Annotated in this window: 19 protein-coding genes and 1 tRNA gene; 11 read left to right on the top strand and 9 right to left on the bottom strand. The window is 31.3% G+C overall.

The window, feature by feature from the left end; translation table 11 throughout:
* The first annotated feature begins 58 nt into the window (after positions 1–58).
* On the top strand, positions 59–3,736 hold the full coding sequence (cobN, locus tag MEFER_RS06105) for a cobaltochelatase subunit CobN (protein WP_048056357.1): 3,678 nt from the start codon (positions 59–61) through the stop codon (positions 3,734–3,736).
* Here the strand turns inward: cobN and MEFER_RS06100 are convergent.
* Positions 3,733–4,473 (bottom strand): vWA domain-containing protein, encoded by a 741-nt coding sequence (locus MEFER_RS06100; protein ID WP_015791743.1) that lies wholly within the window; start codon positions 4,471–4,473, stop codon positions 3,733–3,735. The two genes, cobN and MEFER_RS06100, sit on opposite strands and share 4 nt — an antisense overlap.
* 203 nt (positions 4,474–4,676) lie before the next feature.
* Positions 4,677–5,777, bottom strand: coding sequence for an ATP-binding protein (locus tag MEFER_RS06095; protein WP_015791742.1), 1,101 nt, complete (start codon positions 5,775–5,777; stop codon positions 4,677–4,679).
* Positions 5,778–6,043: 266 nt separating this feature from the next.
* Between MEFER_RS06095 and MEFER_RS06090 the strand changes: the two genes are divergently transcribed.
* Genes MEFER_RS06090 through MEFER_RS06080 form a run of 3 tightly spaced genes read left to right on the top strand, consistent with a single transcriptional unit; the run spans position 6,044 to position 8,430 of the window.
* Positions 6,044–6,574, top strand: coding sequence for a CBS domain-containing protein (locus tag MEFER_RS06090; protein WP_015791741.1), 531 nt, complete (start codon positions 6,044–6,046; stop codon positions 6,572–6,574).
* Positions 6,575–6,593: 19 nt separating this feature from the next.
* Positions 6,594–7,262 carry a phosphoribosylanthranilate isomerase gene (locus MEFER_RS06085; protein WP_015791740.1) on the top strand — a complete coding sequence of 223 codons (669 nt, stop codon included), beginning with the start codon at positions 6,594–6,596 and terminating at the stop codon, positions 7,260–7,262.
* Positions 7,263–7,275: 13 nt separating this feature from the next.
* On the top strand, positions 7,276–8,430 hold the full coding sequence (locus MEFER_RS06080; RefSeq protein ID WP_015791739.1) for an L-serine ammonia-lyase, iron-sulfur-dependent, subunit alpha: 1,155 nt from the start codon (positions 7,276–7,278) through the stop codon (positions 8,428–8,430).
* A 12-nt stretch (positions 8,431–8,442) separates the two neighbouring features.
* On the opposite strand, the gene MEFER_RS06075 is transcribed toward MEFER_RS06080, so the two are convergent.
* Positions 8,443–9,168 carry a hypothetical protein gene (locus MEFER_RS06075; protein ID WP_015791738.1) on the bottom strand — a complete coding sequence of 242 codons (726 nt, stop codon included), beginning with the start codon at positions 9,166–9,168 and terminating at the stop codon, positions 8,443–8,445.
* Positions 9,169–9,359: 191 nt separating this feature from the next.
* Between MEFER_RS06075 and MEFER_RS06070 the strand changes: the two genes are divergently transcribed.
* Positions 9,360–10,199 carry a class I SAM-dependent methyltransferase gene (locus MEFER_RS06070; protein WP_015791737.1) on the top strand — a complete coding sequence of 280 codons (840 nt, stop codon included), beginning with the start codon at positions 9,360–9,362 and terminating at the stop codon, positions 10,197–10,199.
* A 9-nt stretch (positions 10,200–10,208) separates the two neighbouring features.
* Here MEFER_RS06070 and MEFER_RS06065 read toward each other — a convergent pair whose 3' ends face one another.
* The gene (locus MEFER_RS06065; protein WP_015791736.1) at positions 10,209–11,069 is read right to left on the bottom strand and encodes a cation diffusion facilitator family transporter; all 861 of its coding nucleotides are present in this window, start codon (positions 11,067–11,069) and stop codon (positions 10,209–10,211) included.
* A 9-nt stretch (positions 11,070–11,078) separates the two neighbouring features.
* On the bottom strand, positions 11,079–11,861 hold the full coding sequence (locus tag MEFER_RS06060; RefSeq protein WP_015791735.1) for an MBL fold metallo-hydrolase: 783 nt from the start codon (positions 11,859–11,861) through the stop codon (positions 11,079–11,081).
* A 50-nt stretch (positions 11,862–11,911) separates the two neighbouring features.
* Here MEFER_RS06060 and MEFER_RS06055 point away from each other — a divergent pair, with 50 nt between their 5' ends.
* On the top strand, positions 11,912–12,394 hold the full coding sequence (locus tag MEFER_RS06055; RefSeq protein WP_015791734.1) for a hypothetical protein: 483 nt from the start codon (positions 11,912–11,914) through the stop codon (positions 12,392–12,394).
* A 46-nt stretch (positions 12,395–12,440) separates the two neighbouring features.
* Here MEFER_RS06055 and MEFER_RS06050 read toward each other — a convergent pair.
* Both MEFER_RS06050 and MEFER_RS06045 read right to left on the bottom strand, forming a co-directional pair.
* Positions 12,441–12,519, bottom strand: a tRNA-Met gene (locus tag MEFER_RS06050).
* 97 nt (positions 12,520–12,616) lie between these two features.
* A complete protein-coding gene (locus MEFER_RS06045) occupies positions 12,617–13,951 on the bottom strand; it encodes a phosphomannomutase/phosphoglucomutase (protein ID WP_015791733.1) in 1,335 nt (444 codons plus the stop codon).
* Between the two features lie 100 nt (positions 13,952–14,051).
* On the opposite strand from MEFER_RS06045, the gene MEFER_RS06040 reads away from it, so the two are divergent.
* Entirely contained in the window at positions 14,052–14,873 is an 822-nt protein-coding gene (locus tag MEFER_RS06040; RefSeq protein ID WP_015791732.1) for a 2-amino-3,7-dideoxy-D-threo-hept-6-ulosonate synthase, read from the top strand.
* Positions 14,874–14,954: 81 nt separating this feature from the next.
* Here MEFER_RS06040 and MEFER_RS06035 read toward each other — a convergent pair whose 3' ends face one another.
* Positions 14,955–15,155: a hypothetical protein gene (locus MEFER_RS06035; RefSeq protein ID WP_015791731.1), complete on the bottom strand. Its 201-nt coding sequence runs from the start codon at positions 15,153–15,155 to the stop codon at positions 14,955–14,957.
* Between the two features lie 9 nt (positions 15,156–15,164).
* Entirely contained in the window at positions 15,165–15,485 is a 321-nt protein-coding gene (locus MEFER_RS06030; protein WP_048056355.1) for a hypothetical protein, read from the bottom strand.
* A gap of 165 nt (positions 15,486–15,650) precedes the next feature.
* Here MEFER_RS06030 and amrB point away from each other — a divergent pair, with 165 nt between their 5' ends.
* The 4 genes from amrB to MEFER_RS06010 all read left to right on the top strand — a co-directional run bounded on the left by amrB (position 15,651) and on the right by MEFER_RS06010 (position 18,619).
* Positions 15,651–16,514 carry an AmmeMemoRadiSam system protein B gene (amrB, locus tag MEFER_RS06025; protein WP_015791729.1) on the top strand — a complete coding sequence of 288 codons (864 nt, stop codon included), beginning with the start codon at positions 15,651–15,653 and terminating at the stop codon, positions 16,512–16,514.
* Between the two features lie 37 nt (positions 16,515–16,551).
* Complete coding sequence (locus MEFER_RS06020) at positions 16,552–17,070, top strand: OB-fold nucleic acid binding domain-containing protein (RefSeq protein ID WP_015791728.1); 519 nt, start codon at positions 16,552–16,554, stop codon at positions 17,068–17,070.
* An 81-nt stretch (positions 17,071–17,151) separates the two neighbouring features.
* Complete coding sequence (locus MEFER_RS06015) at positions 17,152–17,769, top strand: archaetidylserine decarboxylase (protein WP_157200686.1); 618 nt, start codon at positions 17,152–17,154, stop codon at positions 17,767–17,769.
* Positions 17,732–18,619: a hypothetical protein gene (locus MEFER_RS06010; protein ID WP_015791726.1), complete on the top strand. Its 888-nt coding sequence runs from the start codon at positions 17,732–17,734 to the stop codon at positions 18,617–18,619. Before MEFER_RS06015 ends, MEFER_RS06010 begins: the two co-directional genes overlap by 38 nt.
* Positions 18,620–18,669: the final 50 nt, after the last annotated feature.

Here is an 18,669-nt window from a genome sequence, read left to right as displayed (position 1 = left end):
AATGTTAAAGATAATATTAAGTTAGTTAAGATTTTCTTTAATATATGTGGTGATGTTAATGGTAAAGATAGGTTTTGTTTCAACGGTTGATAGTGATGACTTAGTTTTTGAGGAGACATACAAAGAGGTTAAAAAATACAGCATTGAATTTAAAATATTGGATTATAAATGTAGCAGAGAAGAGTTTAAAGAATTTTTAGAATTTATCAAAGATGCAAATATTGTTTTTACAAAACTTATGGGAGGAAATAATGTATTTAAATATTACAACGAATTGGCTGAGTTTTGTAAAAAACATAACATCCCATTTTTACCCCTACCAACAGTATCAGAGGTTCATCCGGATTTAGAGAAGGATAGAACTGTAGATGATGAGGTAAAAAATAAAGTCTTCAAATATTTGGGTTATGAAGGCATCTACAACTATAAAAATCTCCTTCTATATTTGGCAAATAAGTTTGGAAATTTGGATATAAAATATGATGAGCCAAAACCAATGCCTTGGCAGGGAATTTATTACAAACGAAAGTATTTTGAAACTTTGAATGATTACTTAAAAGAGTTGAAAACAGATTTAAATAAACCAGTTATAGGAATCCTATTTTATAGAAATTGGTTTGTGGCAAACAATATTGATTATGTTGATGATTTAATTGAAATCATTGAGAAAAAGGGAGGGATTCCAATAGCTGTTTTTTGTTCCCATTTAAAGAATGAACTCGGCTCTATAGGAACTTTGGAGACATTTAAAAGATATTTCTATAAGGATGGAAAGCCAATAATCCATGCTTTAATAAACACTACCATGTTCACACTATCAATGGGGGTTAAGGCAGAGTTGTTAAAGGATGAACCAGAGTTTTTAAAGGAGTTGAATGTTCCAATACTGCAGGGAATTATATCAACTGGATTTATTGAAGATTGGAAAAATTCAGTTTCTGGCTTAAATCCAATTGATTTGATAATAGGAATGGCGATGCCAGAGTTTGATGGAGCTATAATACACTTTCCAATTGGTGGAAAGGAAAAGATAAAAGATGGGGATGTTGGAGTTCCAATTATTAAATATAAATCAATAAGAGATAGAGCTGAGAAGATAGTCGATTTAGCTCTAAAATATGCAAATCTAAAATTAAAGCAAAATAAAGATAAAAAAATAGCCATAATATTCCACAACTACCCTCCAAGAAATGATAAAATAGCAAGTGCGTTTGGTTTGGATAGTCCAGAGAGTGTTGTAAATATTTTGAAGGAGATGAAAAAGAGGGGCTTTATAGTCGATGAAATTCCAGAAAATGGAACTGAGTTGATAAAAAAGATGCTGAACTATGCAACAAACGATAAGAGGTTTTTAACTGAGGAGATGATAAAAAAAGCTGTAGGTAAAGTTAAAAAAGAAGATTATGAAAAGTGGTTCAACTCTCTACCTGAAAAGGTTAAAAAAGAATTAATAAAAAATTGGGGAGAAATTCCAGGAGAAGTTATGAACTTTAATAACCGCTTAATAATTCCCGGAATAATCAACGGAAATGTCTTTATCTCAGTTCAGCCACCAAGAGGATTTGGAGAAAATCCTTCAGCCACATATCACTCTCCAGATTTACCTCCAACTCACTACTATATAGCATTTTATAAATGGATTAAGGATGTTTTTAAGGCAGATGCAATTATGCACATAGGAAAACACGGAAACTTAGAATGGCTTCCTGGGAAGTCTATCGGCTTATCTAATGAATGCTATCCCGACATCTGTATGGAACTTCCAAACATCTATCCATTTATCGTAAATAACCCTGGAGAAGGAACTCAGGCGAAGAGGAGAGCTTATGCAACAATCATAAGCCATTTAATACCTCCAATGACTATGTCTGAGCTTTATGAGGATTTAGCAGAGTTAGAAAAGAATATAGATGATTATTATGAAACAGAAAATAAAGAGAAAAAAGAATTTTTAAAGAAAGAGATTTTAAATAAGATTAAAGAGCTAAAATTGGATGAAGATTTGTTGGATGGAAAAAATATAGATGAGGAAATTAATGACAAAAACTTTGAAAAACTTTTAAACAAAATCCACGATTACTTAGAGGTTTTGAAAAATAGGCAGATAAACGATGGATTACACATAATGGGAGTCTCTTTGGAAGGAGATAGATTAATTAACATGCTCTTTATGATTGTTAGATACCAATTTAACTACTTAGAGATTTTATCTGAAATTTTGGGATACGATTGGAAAGAATTGAATGAAAATAAAGGTAAAAATCACAAAATATTGGACAAAATAAATGAAATTGGATTGAATTTGTTAAAGGAATATATGAAATACAACTTTGATGAAAATAAAATTGATGAGTTAAAAACAGTAAAAATAAACTCAAAATTAAAAGAGGTTTTAAAAACTGTATCAGAAATTTATAAAAACCTAATGAGGGTTGATGAAGAGATTATAAATGCAGTAAATGCATTGGAGGGCTTTTACATTCCTCCAAAAGTTGCTGGAGCTCCAACTAAAGATATAAACTGCCTACCTACTGGAAGAAACTTCTATTCATGCAATCCACAGGAGATTCCTACAAAGTCAGCCTATGAAATGGGAAAAATATTGGCTGAGCAGTTGATTGAGAAATATTTAAAGGAAGAAGGGAAGTATCCAGAGTATATAGGCGTTATTGTCTGGGGCTCCCCAACTATGAGGACAAAAGGGGATGATATAGGGGAGATTTTATATTTGTTAGGAGTTAAGCCGGTCTGGAATAAGATGGGAAGAGTTGTTGGCTTAGAGGTTATTCCTTTAGAAGAATTAAAAAGACCGAGAATTGACGTTACTTTAAGAGTTTCTGGGTTGTTTAGGGATGCATTCCCAAATGTTATTGAGCTTATAGACGAAGCTATAAGAATTGTTGCTAATTTAGATGAGCCGGATGAAATGAACTTTGTAAAAAAACATTATAAAGATGAGGTTGAAGAAAAGATAAAGAAAGGGATTGATGAAGAAAATGCTAAAAAAACATCTTTGTTTAGGATATTCAGCGATAAACCGGGATGTTACGGAGCTGGAGTTTCCCATTTAATAGATGAGAAAAACTGGAAATCAATAGAGGATTTTGCTAAAGTGTATGTAGAATGGGGAGGCTACGCTTATGGAAAGGGCATCTATGGAGTTGAGGCTAAGGACGAGTTTATAAATAGGTTATCTAAGATTGAGCTTACAGTTAAAAATGAAGATAGCCAAGAATGGGATATATTTGAAGGAGATGACTTCAACAGTTATCATGGGGGTTTAATTGCCGCTGTAACTCACTTTTCAGGGAAGAAACCAGTTAGCTATGTTGGAGATACGTCAAATCCAAACAATGTAAGAACCAAACATTTAAAAGAGGAAGGTAAAGAGATATTTAGAACAAAGATAATGAATCCAAAGTGGATTGAAGGAATGAAAAGGCATGGGTACAAAGGGGCTTCAGATTTCTCAAAGTATATAGATAATATGTTTGCATGGGATGCCACTTCAGATATAATAGATGATTGGATGTACGAAAAGATAGCTGAAAAATATGTTTTTGATAAGGAAATGGAAGAATTCTTCAAAGAAAACAATCCTTATGCTTTATTAAATATAACTGAAAGGTTGTTAGAAGCTATAGAAAGAGGAATGTGGAACGCTGAGGATGAGATGAAAGAAAAGCTTAGAAAAAAATATTTGGAAATAGAGGGAATGGTTGAAGAAAAACTCTAATATTCTACAAAACCCTTACAAATATCCAAGAGCTTATCTTTGCTCAATTCTTCTATTTTGTAATATTTAAATCCAAATCTATCAGCTATTTCTTTTCCAATTCCAATTTTTATAAAGGATTGTGGTTCTGTGTCAATTAATACAACGTTAATTCCTTTTTCAACTATCTTCTCACATGCATCAAAAACCTCTTTAATGTAATCTCCTTTAACAGCCACATTTGGTTTAAAATCACTTATCACAATCATTATTGGGATAATATTAGGATTTTTCCTTATTTCCCTATCAAAAACCTCATAACTTTTTATAAACGCATCAGCTAAAGGAGTTTTTCCCCCTGTTGGTAAATCTTTTAGTAGTTTTTCCCCAAGCTCTACTGAAGATGTAAAAGGTAAAATAAGCTCAGCCCTATCTTTTCTAAATGCAATCATTCCAATTTTATTCCTTTTTTGATAAGCATCTAAGAGTAGGGATATTATAGCCCCTTTAGCGGCTTCCATCCTTTTCATAGCTCCCATTGAACCACTTGCATCTACAACAAACAATATGTGGGAAGATATCTTCCTCTGCCTAACTTTCTCGACGATGTCTTCTCTCTCCAAATATATAGCTAATTTTTTATTTGCTTTCTCTCTTCTCTTTTTTTGGTGAATAGCGGCTCTTCTAAATGTTGCATCAAAGGCAATATCAACGATTTTATCATTTGCAGGTTTAAATTTAATGTATCTCCCTCTCATGCTGTAGCTTTTAATATGCCTTCCAGAGCTATATCTGTGGATGTTATCTTTAATCTTGAATTGTATAAGTTTTGGATTAACTTTAACGCTCTCATCTATACCAAATGTTTGCTCAAAATCTCCAGTATTTTCATCTTGGTTTTGATTATTATTTTCATGTTCATTATTTGGATTATTATTCTCATTATTATTTGATTCATTATTTAATTTATTCTTGTTTTTTTTTTTACGTCATTATTTTCCTTTTTTTCCTCTTTTTCTTTCTCTTCTTCATTTTTATTTATTTGTTGCTCAAATTCATTAATCATCTGCTCTAATTTTTCCTTATTTAATTGTGGTGGTTCAAACGGTTTTCTCCTCATTCTATGTGGAAGAGCTAACTCCATCGCCTCTTTAACATCATCCAAAGTTACCTTTGTTCTTCCGTTGTAGGCTGCCAACGCCTTAGCAGTTCTAACAACCGTTATATCCGCCCTATTGGTTTGAATTCCCAATTCAATACAAACTTTAGATATAAATTCTAAGAGTTCATCGCTAATCTCAACATCTTTTAAAATTTCTCTCGCTTTAATTATCTTCTCTCTTAATTTATTTTGCTCTTCTTCAAATTTTTTGTAAAATTCCTCTGGATTATTATTAAATTCTTCAACTCTCTTTATAACCTCTACTCTATCCTTAATATCAGTTAATCCCTCAACATCAACCATTAAACCAAACCTATCTAAAATTTGAGGTCTCAGCTCTCCTTCTTCAGGGTTCATAGTTCCAACTAATATGAATCTTGAAGGATGCTTTATCTTAACTCCTTCCCTTTCAATAATATTCCACCCCATTGCTGCAGCATCCAATAGAACATCAACTATATGGTCATCTAACAAATTAACTTCATCAATGTATAGGATGTTTCTATTTGCCTCTGCCAAAATACCTGGCTCCAATGCTTTAATTCCTTCTTTTATTGCTTTCTCTATATCTAAAGTTCCAATAACTCTATCTTCAGTAGCCCCTATTGGAAGATTAACAACTTTCATTTTCTTTTTTGTTATTTTTAATCCTCCTTTATCCTTCTTTTCTTTGCAGATATCACACAGCTCTCCATTAGGGTCGCAGTTGAATGAACAGCCTTCAACAACTTCAATCTCTGGAAGTAAATCAGCTAAAGCTCTAACAGCAGTGGATTTTGCTGTTCCCTTCTCTCCTCTAATTAAAACTCCACCAATCTTTGGATTTATTGCATTTAAAATTAAAGCCTTCTTCATCTTCTCCTGTCCAACGATTGCAGTGAATGGATAAATATATTGCATATTATCACACTTTTTAATATTTATTTTATAATATAGTAATACTAATTATTTATATGGCATATAAAATTGTTAATAAAATTATGTTAACTTCTTTTACACACAACTTTATATATTTTTGGGTTCACTTATAATAATTTAAAAGAAAAGTTTTTCAAAGAAATAAACTCTATACTGTTTAAAGTTTAATCATCAATATCGAAAACAACAAATATGATAAAAATAACAAAAAAATTTTATTTATAATTAATATACAGTGGGGAATAAAAATGCCTGGAAATATTCCAGTTTTACTTATCATGAGAGAGCCAATAATAGTTAGCGGAGATATATCAGTATACGATGTAGCAAAACTTATGGTTAAAGATGATATGCCATCTGTTCTTGTAATACGTGGAAAACCTAATAAGGAACGTATTGGAGTAGCTACAGATGAAGATTTAATAAATAAAGTATTAATCAAAAAATTACCCCCAGATAAAGTTAAAATAGAAGATATTGCTTCTGATAAGTTAGTTATTATTCCACCAGATACTCCAATTGATGAAGCCTTAAGAATTATGAGAGATCGTGGAGTTAAAGAGCTGTTTATTGTAGATGAGAAAGGAGAAATTATAGGAGTGATAACTGAAAACGATATAATGAAAGTCACTCCCGAGATTATCGCTACTTTAAAAGAACTCGTAGATTACTTACTAAAAATTATCGATGAAGTTACTGAAGATAATAAAAAATTACCTCTAAAAGAGAAAGATAAAGAAAAAGTAAAAATAAAAAACAAGGCAAAAAATGAAGGCTAAATGTTAAAAGGTGAAAAATTTGGTTAAAGTAAAAATTTGTGGAATTACCAATAAAGAAGATATGCTGTATATATCAAAAAAAGTCCATGCAGTTGGAGTTATAATAGATGTCCCAGTAAAAACCCCAAGAAAAATATCCTTAGATAAGGCATTAGAGTTAAAGAAATATGTTGCTCCATTCACCTCATTAGTTTCAGTTTTAATGCCAAATAGTATAGATGAGGTTTTGGAAGTTTATAACGCTTTAAAACCAAATGCCATACAACTACATGGATTTGAAAGCTTAGATTTTGTTAAAGAGCTAAGGAATTTAAAAAATAATGGCAATTTAAACGCTGATATTATTAAAGTTATTCATATACCTAAAGATGAAGAGATTGATTTTAAAACGTTGTTAAATACTGCTAAAGATTATGAAAAATACGTTGATGCAATTTTGGTTGATACAAAAATAGAAAAAATAAAACTTGAAGGAAAAACACACCATTGGGAAGTTTCTAAGAAGTTGAGGGAATTATTAGAAAAACCTTTAATTTTAGCAGGCGGTTTAAACAAAGACAATGTTTTAGAGGCTGTAAATACAGTTAAACCTTATGCCATTGATGTATCATCATCGTTGGAAGATTATGGAGGAAAGAAGAATTTAAAAAAAGTTGATGAGTTTTTAGAAATAATCAAAAAGATTTAAAATGGTGGCTATCATGGATAAAAAAAAGTTAATAACAGAAGTTTTAAAAAATGAAGTTGTTAAAGCGTTGGGTTGCACTGAAGTTGGGTTAATAGGATACACTGTAGCTAAGGCAAAACCAGAAGATGTTTATTCAATAAAAGAAATAAAATTAACATTGGATAAAGGAACATTTAAAAATGCATTTTCTGTTGGAGTTCCAAATACTGGCAAATTTGGCATATTACCAGCAGTTGTTGGCGGATTATTAGGAAATAAAGATAATAAACTCGAAGTATTCAAAGATATAAAATATGATGAAGAATTAGAAAAATTCATAGAGGGTAAATTGAAAATTGAAGTAATTAACTCAGATGTCTACTGTAAAGTAATTATAAAAGCCGATAAATTATATGAGGCTGAAACTAAAGGAAGCCATTCTGGAAAATCTATGCCTGAAAATTTAAAAAACGCCTATAAAAATCTAACTCTCAAAGATTTCATTGATTATAGTGATGATATTCCTGAAGATGTTGTTAAACTTATAAAAGAAACAATAGAAACTAACAAAAATCTCTCAACACCTGAAGTTCCAGAAGATTTTGTTAATTTAGATATAAATGATGAAATTCTAAATTACATGCTTAAAAAAACAGTTTCTGCAGTTTATAATAGGATGATTGGGGCTAATAAACCAGCTATGGCTATTGCTGGTAGTGGAAATATGGGATTAACAGCCACATTGCCAATAATTGCCTATGATGAAATAAAAGGAAGTGATGAAGAAAAACTAATTAAATCTATAACTTTATCTGCCCTAACAACCATATACTCAGCCTATTATTCATCTTACATCTCAGCAATGTGCGGATGTGTGAATAGAGGTGGAATTGGAGCTGTTTCTGCTTTAGCTTATTACATATTTGGAACTGATAAAATTGAGGAGAGCATTAAAAGTTTTACAGCAAATCTTCCAGGTATTGTTTGTGATGGAGGGAAAATTGGCTGTGCCTTAAAAATTGCCTCAGGAGTTTTTGCCATTTATTTATCTTTACACTCAAAAGTTCCATACACAAACGGAATTGTTGGAAAAGATTTTAAAGAGTGTATAGAGAATATTGGAAAAATTGGGCAAGCGATGAAGCTCGTAGATAATGAGATAATTGAGATATTGAAAAGAAAAATCTAAAAATTTTTTATTTTAGCTTAATTCTTTTTCAATTTCTTCAATATAGTTGTCTATTTTGCTATTCAGCTCGTCAACAATATCAATAGCTTTATCGATATTTTCATCATCAGAACTATTTAAAATCTTTTTTATTTCATCAATTCCCTTATAAATTTCTTTTATTAGTTTTATAATATCAACTACCTTAACCCCACCAATATCCAACAAATCTTTGATTTTCTCCGAGATTGTATCAATTTTATTAGAAATATCGTCAACGCCATCTGATAATCTATCCAATTTTGAAGAATAGTCGTTTATTCTTTCTATTATTGTATCCAACTTCTCCATCAACTCCATTTTTGATGAATCGTATATTTGCTTAACCTTATCTGAAATCTTATTTATAGCCTCTTCTGAAAGATTTGTATATTTTAGCTCGTCAAATTTAGCCAATATTTCCTTTAATAAATTTTCAATTTTTTCGCAATTTTTGTTATTGCCAATAATATCGAGAATTTTATCCAATTTATTATTAATTTCCTCTATTTTGTCAAAATATTGATTAGGATGTTGTTCTATCTCGTTCTCGTGTTGTTCTTGTTCTATTGTTTTTTCGTTAGGCTGAGACTCTGATTTAAAATTGTTATATAGCTTAATTGCAACTTTTTCTAAATTTTTTACTCTATCGGCTAAATCATCCTTACCTCCTTTTTTTGCTTTTTTAGCAATTTCTTTTAACTTTTCTTCAAGTTCCATGAAACTCACCAAAATAAATATCAAATAACTCAAATATAAAAATACAAACATGGTAAATATAAACAATAATTATAAAGATACCCTTAGTTAATAGATTGGGCAATAATAATTGATAATGTTTTTGTGTTTATCCTTATGTAGGTTCAATCGATATTTTAAAACTTAGCATAAATGTAATTTTTGGTGTTATCATGAATTATTTAACATCAGAAACAGCTAAAAAAATATTAAATTCACAAAATGAAGAGATTTTTTTAAATTTGGATTTGAATAAAACAGAAAAAAAGGAAAAAATAATCATAGATAGGGAAAGAGAAGTAGCAAGATTCCCTGAAGGTGAGATTAACTTTGATATTCTAAAAAAGATAGCCAAAGATGAAGGGCATATATACTTTATAAAGGATGGAGAGGTTTTCAAAGCTGCAATATCAAACAACGGATATTACAAGTTAGTGCCAACGATTCCACCAACAATTGAGATAAATGGAATAAGGATGCACAGAACTAAAGATATCAACCCCTACGAAGACACTCTGAATAAAATAAACTCTGTAAAAGTGAAGAAAGGGGAAAAGGTTTTAGATACATGTATGGGTTTGGGATATACTGCCATAGAGGCTTTTAGAAGAGGGGCTGAAGTTATAACAATAGAAAAAAATCCAAATGTTTTAGAATTGGCTAAAATAAATCCATATAGTGAAGATCTATTTAAAGGAAACATTAAAATTATTTTGGGAGATGCCTTTGATGTAATTAAGAATTTTAAAGATGAGGAGTTTGATGTTGTTATTCACGACCCTCCACGATTTAGCTTAGCTGGACATTTATACAGTGAAGAATTTTATAAGGAAATTTTTAGAGTCTTAAAGCCCGGAGGGAGATTGTTTCATTATGTGGGCAACCCAGGAAAGAAATATAGGGGAAAGGATTTGCAAAGGGGAGTTATGGAGAGATTGAGAAAGGTTGGGTTTGTAAATGTAAGAAGGGTTGAGAATGCATTAGGAGTTGTAGCTATAAAACCTAAAGAGTAAAAATAAAGATTAAAAATACCAATCCACAATATCCACATGAACATAAGCCCTCTCAACATTATCTAAGCTTTCCAATCTATTTTTAACTTCAACCTCAATATCGTGCATCTCTCTTGCTGAAATGTTTGATGGAACTTCAACATGCAACTCAACGTGGATTTTAGGCCCAACATAATGAGCTTTTATGTCATGTACTCCAATAACCTTATCCACACTTAAAGCCTCTTTCTTAATAGACTCAAAGAACTCAGCACCTGGAGCTCTTCCAGTTAAGTAGTGCATATTTGTTAGGCATATATCAGCCGCCACCTTCGCAATCATAAAAGCTAATATTATCCCAGCTATAGCATCTCCATAATATATGCCAAATTTCTGCAACAACAAACCAATTAAAACAACAACACTACTTAAAGCATCGCTCCTATGGTGATAAGCATCAGCAATTAAAAGCTGGTTATTCAGCTTTTTCCCAACATATAATGAATATCTCGTCATAAGCTCTTTAACTACTATGGATAAAATAGCAACTAAAACCATTATTGCATTTACTTCAATTACCTCTCCATAGATAATTCTCTCCACTGCAAACTTACCAATCTCATAAGCCGTGAAGAACAAAGCCAAACCAATAAAAAAAGAAAATAGGCATTCAAATCTTGAATGTCCATAAGGATGAGATTCATCTGCTGGTTTTGAAGATATTTTCACTCCAACAATTGCTATAACGCTCGTTATAACATCAGATAATGAATGCACTCCATCAGAAATTAGGGATATACTTGAATAAACATAACCAATAATTATTTTTATTAATCCCAACAACACATTTCCAACAATACTTAAAATTAAAGGCTTTTCTACTTCTCTCATGATAAGCCCCTAAATCTCAATAACTCTACCAACATGCCCATAAACAAAGTTTTTTAATTGAGAAAGCTTTGTTAAAGCTTTAAATCCTGTGCAGTGCATAGGCATAAACCAGAAATCTTGGGATTTAAAATAATCTAAAACCTTATTTAAATATTCTTCTGAAACACCTACCAAATGAAAGCCCCCTAAAACCCCCTTAATTTCACTCAATTTTTTTCCGTATTCAACCACATTTATAATTCCGCTATGAGAACAACCAGTAATTAAAACTCCTTTGGCTATTAAAAACATATCATCGTTTATATCATCCTTAACCTTCTTTCCATCTCTAATGCATTGGAACTCTTCCATTTCATAACTATGCTCTCTTGGAATATAGCCAGAAACAATAACATCTTTATCTATCTTATAAGGTTTTTCAACAATCTCCAAATCAGCTTTTTTTAATAGGTAATTTTTTATTTCTTTATCAATTCCTATATACCTATCGCCAGCGTATTTATCTAAGAATGCATCTTTGTGAGCTATAACCTTTCCATTGATTAAATCGTTATCTATAACATATTTTAATCCATCGCAATGGTCGTAATGCCCATGAGATAAAACAATATAATCAAATCCTTCTTTTTCATTGAACAATTTTAAGTTTTCTTCCAAAACTTTAGGATTTTGTCCAGCATCAAACAAAATTCTCTTATTATTAACTTCTACCAAAGCTGAAAATCCATGTTGGGCAAAAAATTTTTTATAGGCAGTGTTATCAACCAGTATCTTAATCACAATATCACCCATTAACTATTTCCCGCATTTGTGGATAAATATCTTACGGTTTCGGTGAAATCATGGAATTTAATATTGAAGAAATTAAGAAAAAAATTAATGAATGGAAAAATAGAGAGTGGAGATGGAAAGGAAAAGGAAAAATTGAGATTAAATTTATTTGTTTAATTGAAAGGGCTGAAAGTTTTAAAGAATTGGTTGATAATTTAGAATTAATTATCTATGAGTATGAAAAGATAGAACAGCTCTTAGAAGATGAAGATATGAAGGAGATAGCTAAATTAAACCTATTCTGCGGAAAAAATATTTATGAGGGGATGTTGAAAGATATTTTAAGTTCCTGTAAGTTTATATCTCTAACAGTAAGTTTTGATGAGAATGTGGCTTATGTTAAATACATTGAGAGAGGAAAAGAAGAAGTTATGTATTTAAATGGAAAATCAGCCTATAAAGCTTTGCAAATATTAAAAAATAGGTATGAAGAGATATTAAAAAAGCAGATTGCCATTATAGAGGAGGCTATTCCTCTAACTGTAGAGGTTTAAATAAACAATATATTTAAATTTATTAATATTGCATTCTAAAATAAAATGGTAGCGGGGGGAGGATTTGAACCTCCGATCTCCGGGTTATGAGCCCGGCGGGATGGACCTGGCTACCCTACCCCGCTTCTTTAACCTACTAAAATAGGCACAATTTCTATAATTAAAAAGTTGTATATAAATGTTTTGGATTTGTGCATATTAATGACACAATTATGAAATTTATTATAGAGATTTATCAAGCTCTGAAATCAATTTTTTAATCTCTTCAACCTTCTCCTTCATTATTTCATAGTTATCAGCCTCTAAATTTAATCTTAACAACGGCTCAGTATTCGAAGGTCTCAAGTTAAACCAGAAGTTTTTGCAGTAAATTGAGATACCATCCAATTCCTCGAGCTCGCAATCTTTGAAATATTCTTTTATCTTATCCATAATGTATTTTTGATCTTTAACTCTAAAGTTTATCTCCCCACTGTGTGGATATTTGTTAAACTCCTTATTTAACTCAGATAATGCTTTATTTTCTTCATCCATAGCTTTTAAGATATAGTTTAAAGCCAACAACGGGCTTTCAAAATAACCAATTTCTTTAAAGTAGAAGTGATTACTCAACTCTCCAGCAAATTCAGCATCCACTTCATGCATCAACTTTTTAATGAAATAATGACCTACCCTACTTTTTATTGCTTCTCCTCCATACTCTTCAATAATCTCTAGAAATACTTTAGAACATCTCAAATCATAAACAATCTTAGCATTTGGCTTTTCTTTTAAAATTTCCTTTGCAATTATAGCTGTTAGTATATCCCCTCTTAAAACGCTACCATTTTCGTCAACAATTCCTAACCTATCCCCATCCCCATCAAAGATTAAACCTAACTCACAATTATTTTCTTTCACAGCCCTTATTATATCTTTTAAACATTCCATCTTTAATGTGTCTGGCTGATGAGCAGGGAAATTGCCATCAGGATAATCGTTTATAAAGATAGCATTGTTAAGTAAATCACTTAAAATCTCTTTCTCAGCTATGGTTGTAGCTCCATTAGCAAAATCAACAGCTATTTTTCTATCAGAGGTATTACATCTCTTTAAAAAGAACTTTTTATAATCCTCTACAATATCAACTTTAATATCATCCAATTTTAGATTTTTAGCCTCTTCTCTAACACTTTCTGTCAAATTATATTTTTTAAATATTGGCTTTATCTCTTCCACAGGAGATAATGGTATAGCTTGTTTGTCACACATTTTAAAGCCAGTATATTCAGGAGGATTGTGAGAGGCTGTTAATATAACCCCCAAATCATATTTCCCCTTAGTTCCAAAATACATTAAAGGTGTTGAGATAGTTCCAGCATAAAATACATCAGCATACTCTTTTAAACCAACTATAAAATACGGTAAAAGCCCTTTAGAACCAATTCTTACATCATTCCCAACCAATACCTTCTTATTTTCAAACTTTTCCCCCAAACATTTTCCTAAAGAATACGCAAAGCCTTCATCCAACTCCTTACCATAAACCCCTCTAATATCATAAGCTTTAAATACCATAAAAATCACCACAAACATAAATATTAAATATTGATAGATAACTTTATATTAAGTCTTAACTCTTATTTAATAATATCATTAAAAGTTAAAATGTGAGAGTATGGAGTTGTTTAAAGATATAAAAAATCTTGGAAAACTTGTAAGATTAGAGAGGATATTCAATAGAGAAAGTGAAAGAACCGTTATAGTTCCAATGGATCATGGAGTTTCTAACGGTCCAATTAAAGGGCTTATCGATATGAAAAAAACAGTAAATGATGTTGCTGAAGGAGGAGCTAACGCTGTTCTCTTACATAAAGGAATTGTCAGGCATGGGCATAGAGGTTATGGCAAAGATGTTGGTTTAATCATCCACTTATCAGGAGGAACAGCAATATCTCCAAATCCATTGAAGAAGGTTATTGTTACAACTGTTGAAGAAGCTATTAGAATGGGAGCTGACGCTGTTTCAGTTCATGTAAATGTTGGTTCAGATGAAGATTGGGAAGCATACAGAGATTTGGGTATGATAGCTGAAACATGCGAATACTGGGGAATGCCTTTAATTGCTATGATGTATCCGAGAGGAAAACACATTCAAAATGAAAGGGACCCTGAATTAGTTGCTCACGCAGCAAGATTGGGAGCTGAATTAGGAGCTGATATTGTTAAAACAAGCTATACAGGAGATGTTGATTCATTTAGGGAAGTTGTTAGAGGTTGTCCAGCTCCAGTTGTTGTTGCTGGAGGTCCAAAAACTAACACAGATGAGGAGTTTTTACAGATGATTAAAGATGCCATGGAAGCTGGTGCTGCTGGTGTAGCAGTTGGTAGAAACATATTCCAGCACGATGATGTTGTAGGTATAACAAGAGCTGTTTGCAAAATAGTTCATGAAAATGCTGATGTTGAAGAGGCATTAAAAGAGATTAGAAAAAAATAAAGCCCTATTTCATTATTTTTTTAAAAAATTTAATTTAAATATTCGAATTAATAAATATAACATTTAAAAAAGAAATAGAAATTACTCCCTGACAAACCTTCCCATCATCCTCATTCCGCATCTTCTACCTCTTCCAGGACCTAATCCCCTCCCCCCAGCGTCAATCCTATGGATAAACGTTGCTGGAGCTCCACAGTAGGGGCAAACATCTGGTTTTGGAACTCCATAAGGAACTTCTATGACTTTTTGACATTTTGCACATAAAAATCTTTTCATTTCCATTGTATCACTTTATTCTTTCTTTAATTCATCCAATCTTTTTTTAATTTTTGCTAATTCTTCCTCTAACATTTTTTTCTCTTCTTCTAACTCTTTTATAACTTCCTCTAAATATCTCTTTTCATCTAAATCATATGTATATCCTGGATAACCTCTATATAAATCCCATGCATGGACTAAAGCTCCAGTTTTTTCATCAACATAGAATGCATGTGGTCCTAAACCACATCTGCAAGGTCCTACGTATCTGTATCTGCCTCCAACTCTCTCAACTGGGTAATATCTCCAGAATCTCCTACCTCTACCAAACCATCCTCTTCCCCATCCAAACATAGGTATCACCTCACTTTCTCTAATAACACACATATGTGTAAAAATATAAAAAACTTTTGGTTTTGTTTATATTAGTGCCACAAAAATGCACAAATAACTATATAAACAAAAAAGGACAATTGTAATATATATTGAGATATTTAACAAATTTATTAGGGGGAAATTATGAATAAAATTAGATATCCCGCAGTTTCTGGATTGTTTTATCCTTCACATCCTGATGAACTCATAGATATGATTGAGCAGTGTTATTTACACAAATATGGCCCCAAATCAATGCCTGTTCATGGAAATTATAAAAAACCTGTCGGTTTGCTCTGTCCTCATGCAGGATACATCTATTCAGGCCCTATAAAAGCCCATTCCTACTATGAATTATCAAAAAGAGTTGATGCTCTTGAAGAGATTACTGCAGTTATTTTAGGTCCAAATCATACTGGTTTAGGTTCTGGAGTTAGTGTAATGGATGGAATTTGGAGAACTCCCCTTGGAGATGTAAAAACTGACGAAGAATTTATTGATGAACTTTGGAAGAAATGTGAAATTATTGATTTAGATGAAACAGCCCATTTAAACGAGCATTCCATAGAGGTTCAATTACCATTTTTAAAGCATTTAGAGTTGTTGAATATTGCCAAATTTAGAATAGTCCCTATAACCATGATGCTACAAGATTATGAAACCGCTGTGGAGGTTGGTTACTTTATAGCTAAAATTGCCATGGAACTAAATAGGAGGGTTGTTATCATCGCCTCCTCTGATTTGACCCACTACGAACCCCAAGAAGTTGCTTCAAAAAAAGATGCAATTGTTATTAAAGATATCCTAGAGATGGATGAAAGAGCGTTATATGAAGATGTTGTAAATTACAACATATCAATGTGCGGTTATGGACCAGTAATAGCTATGCTAAAAGCTATGAAAACTTTGGGGGCTGAAAAATCTAAATTATTGGCTTATGCAACATCTGGGGATATGACTGGAGATTATTCAGCAGTTGTTGGTTACGCATCGGCAATTGTTGAATAAAAACTATTTTTTAATATTTAATCATAGTTGGGATATCATGAAATTAAAGGAGAGAAATACCATTTTCTTTGCCTTAGCTTGTTTTATAATCCTTTCCACCACTTGGCTATTTTTAAATCCAACTCAGCCAAAGGAAAAACATATATCAGAGATAAAAGAAGGGGATTACGTTATTATAAAAGGTTACATCCAAAAGATGGATGTTAAAAGAGATAAATACCGGCATGTTATTAATATATCACGAATTGTTATAAACGACGGTACTGGAAACTTGGATGTTGTTGCTTTTAGTAAGACGAGGGAAGAACTATTAAATTATACACTAAGTTATAATCCAATGATTAAAGAAGGAGATTATATTGAGGTTAAAGGAAAAATATCCCTATATAATGGAAAATACGAGATAATTTTAAATAATATTGATGATTTTAAACTAATTGAAAAGAAAAACTTTGATAGGGATATTTATTTATCTCCAACACCGACAAATATTTATGCATCAAAATATGGAAAGAAGTATCACATATTGGAAAGCTGTCCATATGGAAAAGGATAAAAGAGGAAAATATAATTTACTTTTATTCTGAAGATGATGCAAAAGCTCTAGGCTATGAAAAATGCAAATGGTGTGAAGAGCATGGCAAATAAATATAAGAAATTCTTTGCTGTAACTGTCTGTTCTCTACTGTTATTTACTGTTTATTTTTATAGAGATCCAGATAGGGATGTAATAAAAGAGGATAATATCATTCTATCTCCAGCCGATGGAACTGTTGAATATATAAAATTCTACGAAAATGGAGAAGCAGAGGTTTTTAAAGATGGAAATAGCTATATCTTAAATGTTTCAAAATACTTCCCATATGGTTGTTACGTTGTAGGCATTTTTATGTCTCCGTTGGATGTGCATGTTAATAGAGCCCCAATAAGCGGAGAAGTTGTATATATAGAGCATGTAGATGGTGGTTATTATCCAGCATTTTTAAAAGATGTAGAAAAGGTAAATGAAAGAAACATAGTGATAATAAAAAATGGCTCAGATTACGTTGGAGTTGTTCAAATAGCAGGTTTTGTTGCAAGAAGATGCTCTTTAAATTTAAAAGAAGGAGATTATGTTGAAATGGGACAGAGAATTGGTAAAATAAAGCTTGGCTCACAAACTGCTGTGATAATTCCAAGCAACTATAATGTAACAGTAAAAGAAGGAGAGAGGGTCTATGCAGGACAAACAATCATTGCAGTTAGAGCTAATTAATGAGATTAAAGAGAGAGTTTCAAGAATTAGAGAAGATTTAGGCTTAGGTAAAGCGTTATTTGATATAGTTGATATTGAAGTAAATGGAAAGATGCTAACCATTTATACAAAAAATAGAACTGACAAATCAACAATTATAGGGCCTGGAGGCTGGGTAGTTGGAAAACTTAGGGAAGAGATGAAGGATAGATTTGAAATTATAAGGGTTGAAGATTACACTGACAAGGTTTTATTTGAAAAAAGAATAAAAGCTATTAAATCCTTATTTGATGATATTGCCTTCCAAAATATCTGCAATTATTTTTTATATAAGGAAATTCCAAGAAAGAAAATAGATGTTACATATCTGGTTCAATGCCAATACGATTTATATGCTGTTGATATTTTATTAAATATTTTTAATGTTAAAGTAATAACTTATGACTTTCCAGCTTTAGTTCCGCAAAAAACTAAGGAGAAGATTTCAAATTATTTAAGTGAAAAAAATATAGAGCATGAGTTTTTAACTTTAAATTTAGAAAAAGATGAAATAAAAACTCTTATAAACTCATTCCCATGCGGATTTTTGAAAGATAAGATTGTTAAGGATATAGAAGGTTATATATTTACAAGCTGTTTAAATTGTGGAGTTTTTAAATATGATAGGGGGATTATTATAAACTTTTTTGAATTATTCCCTATAAAAATTAAAAAAGATGAAAGTTATTTAAATTACTGCCCTTTATGTATTCAAAGCTGTAAAATTAAGGAAAATAAATTGAAATTTATAAAGAAAGTTGTTAAAGAAGTTTATAAAGGGTTTAAAGAGCCGACTGATGCTTCTGAAGAGATATTAAAGGTAATAAAATGAAACTTTTAGCAACAACCTTTTAGTAAAAGGTTGCTCGAACAACCTTTTAA

It is taken from the genome of Methanocaldococcus fervens AG86, from assembly GCF_000023985.1.
Lineage (GTDB): Archaea > AGJL01 > Methanococci > Methanococcales > Methanocaldococcaceae > Methanocaldococcus > Methanocaldococcus fervens.
This window is presented reverse-complemented; position numbering and strand designations above follow the sequence as displayed.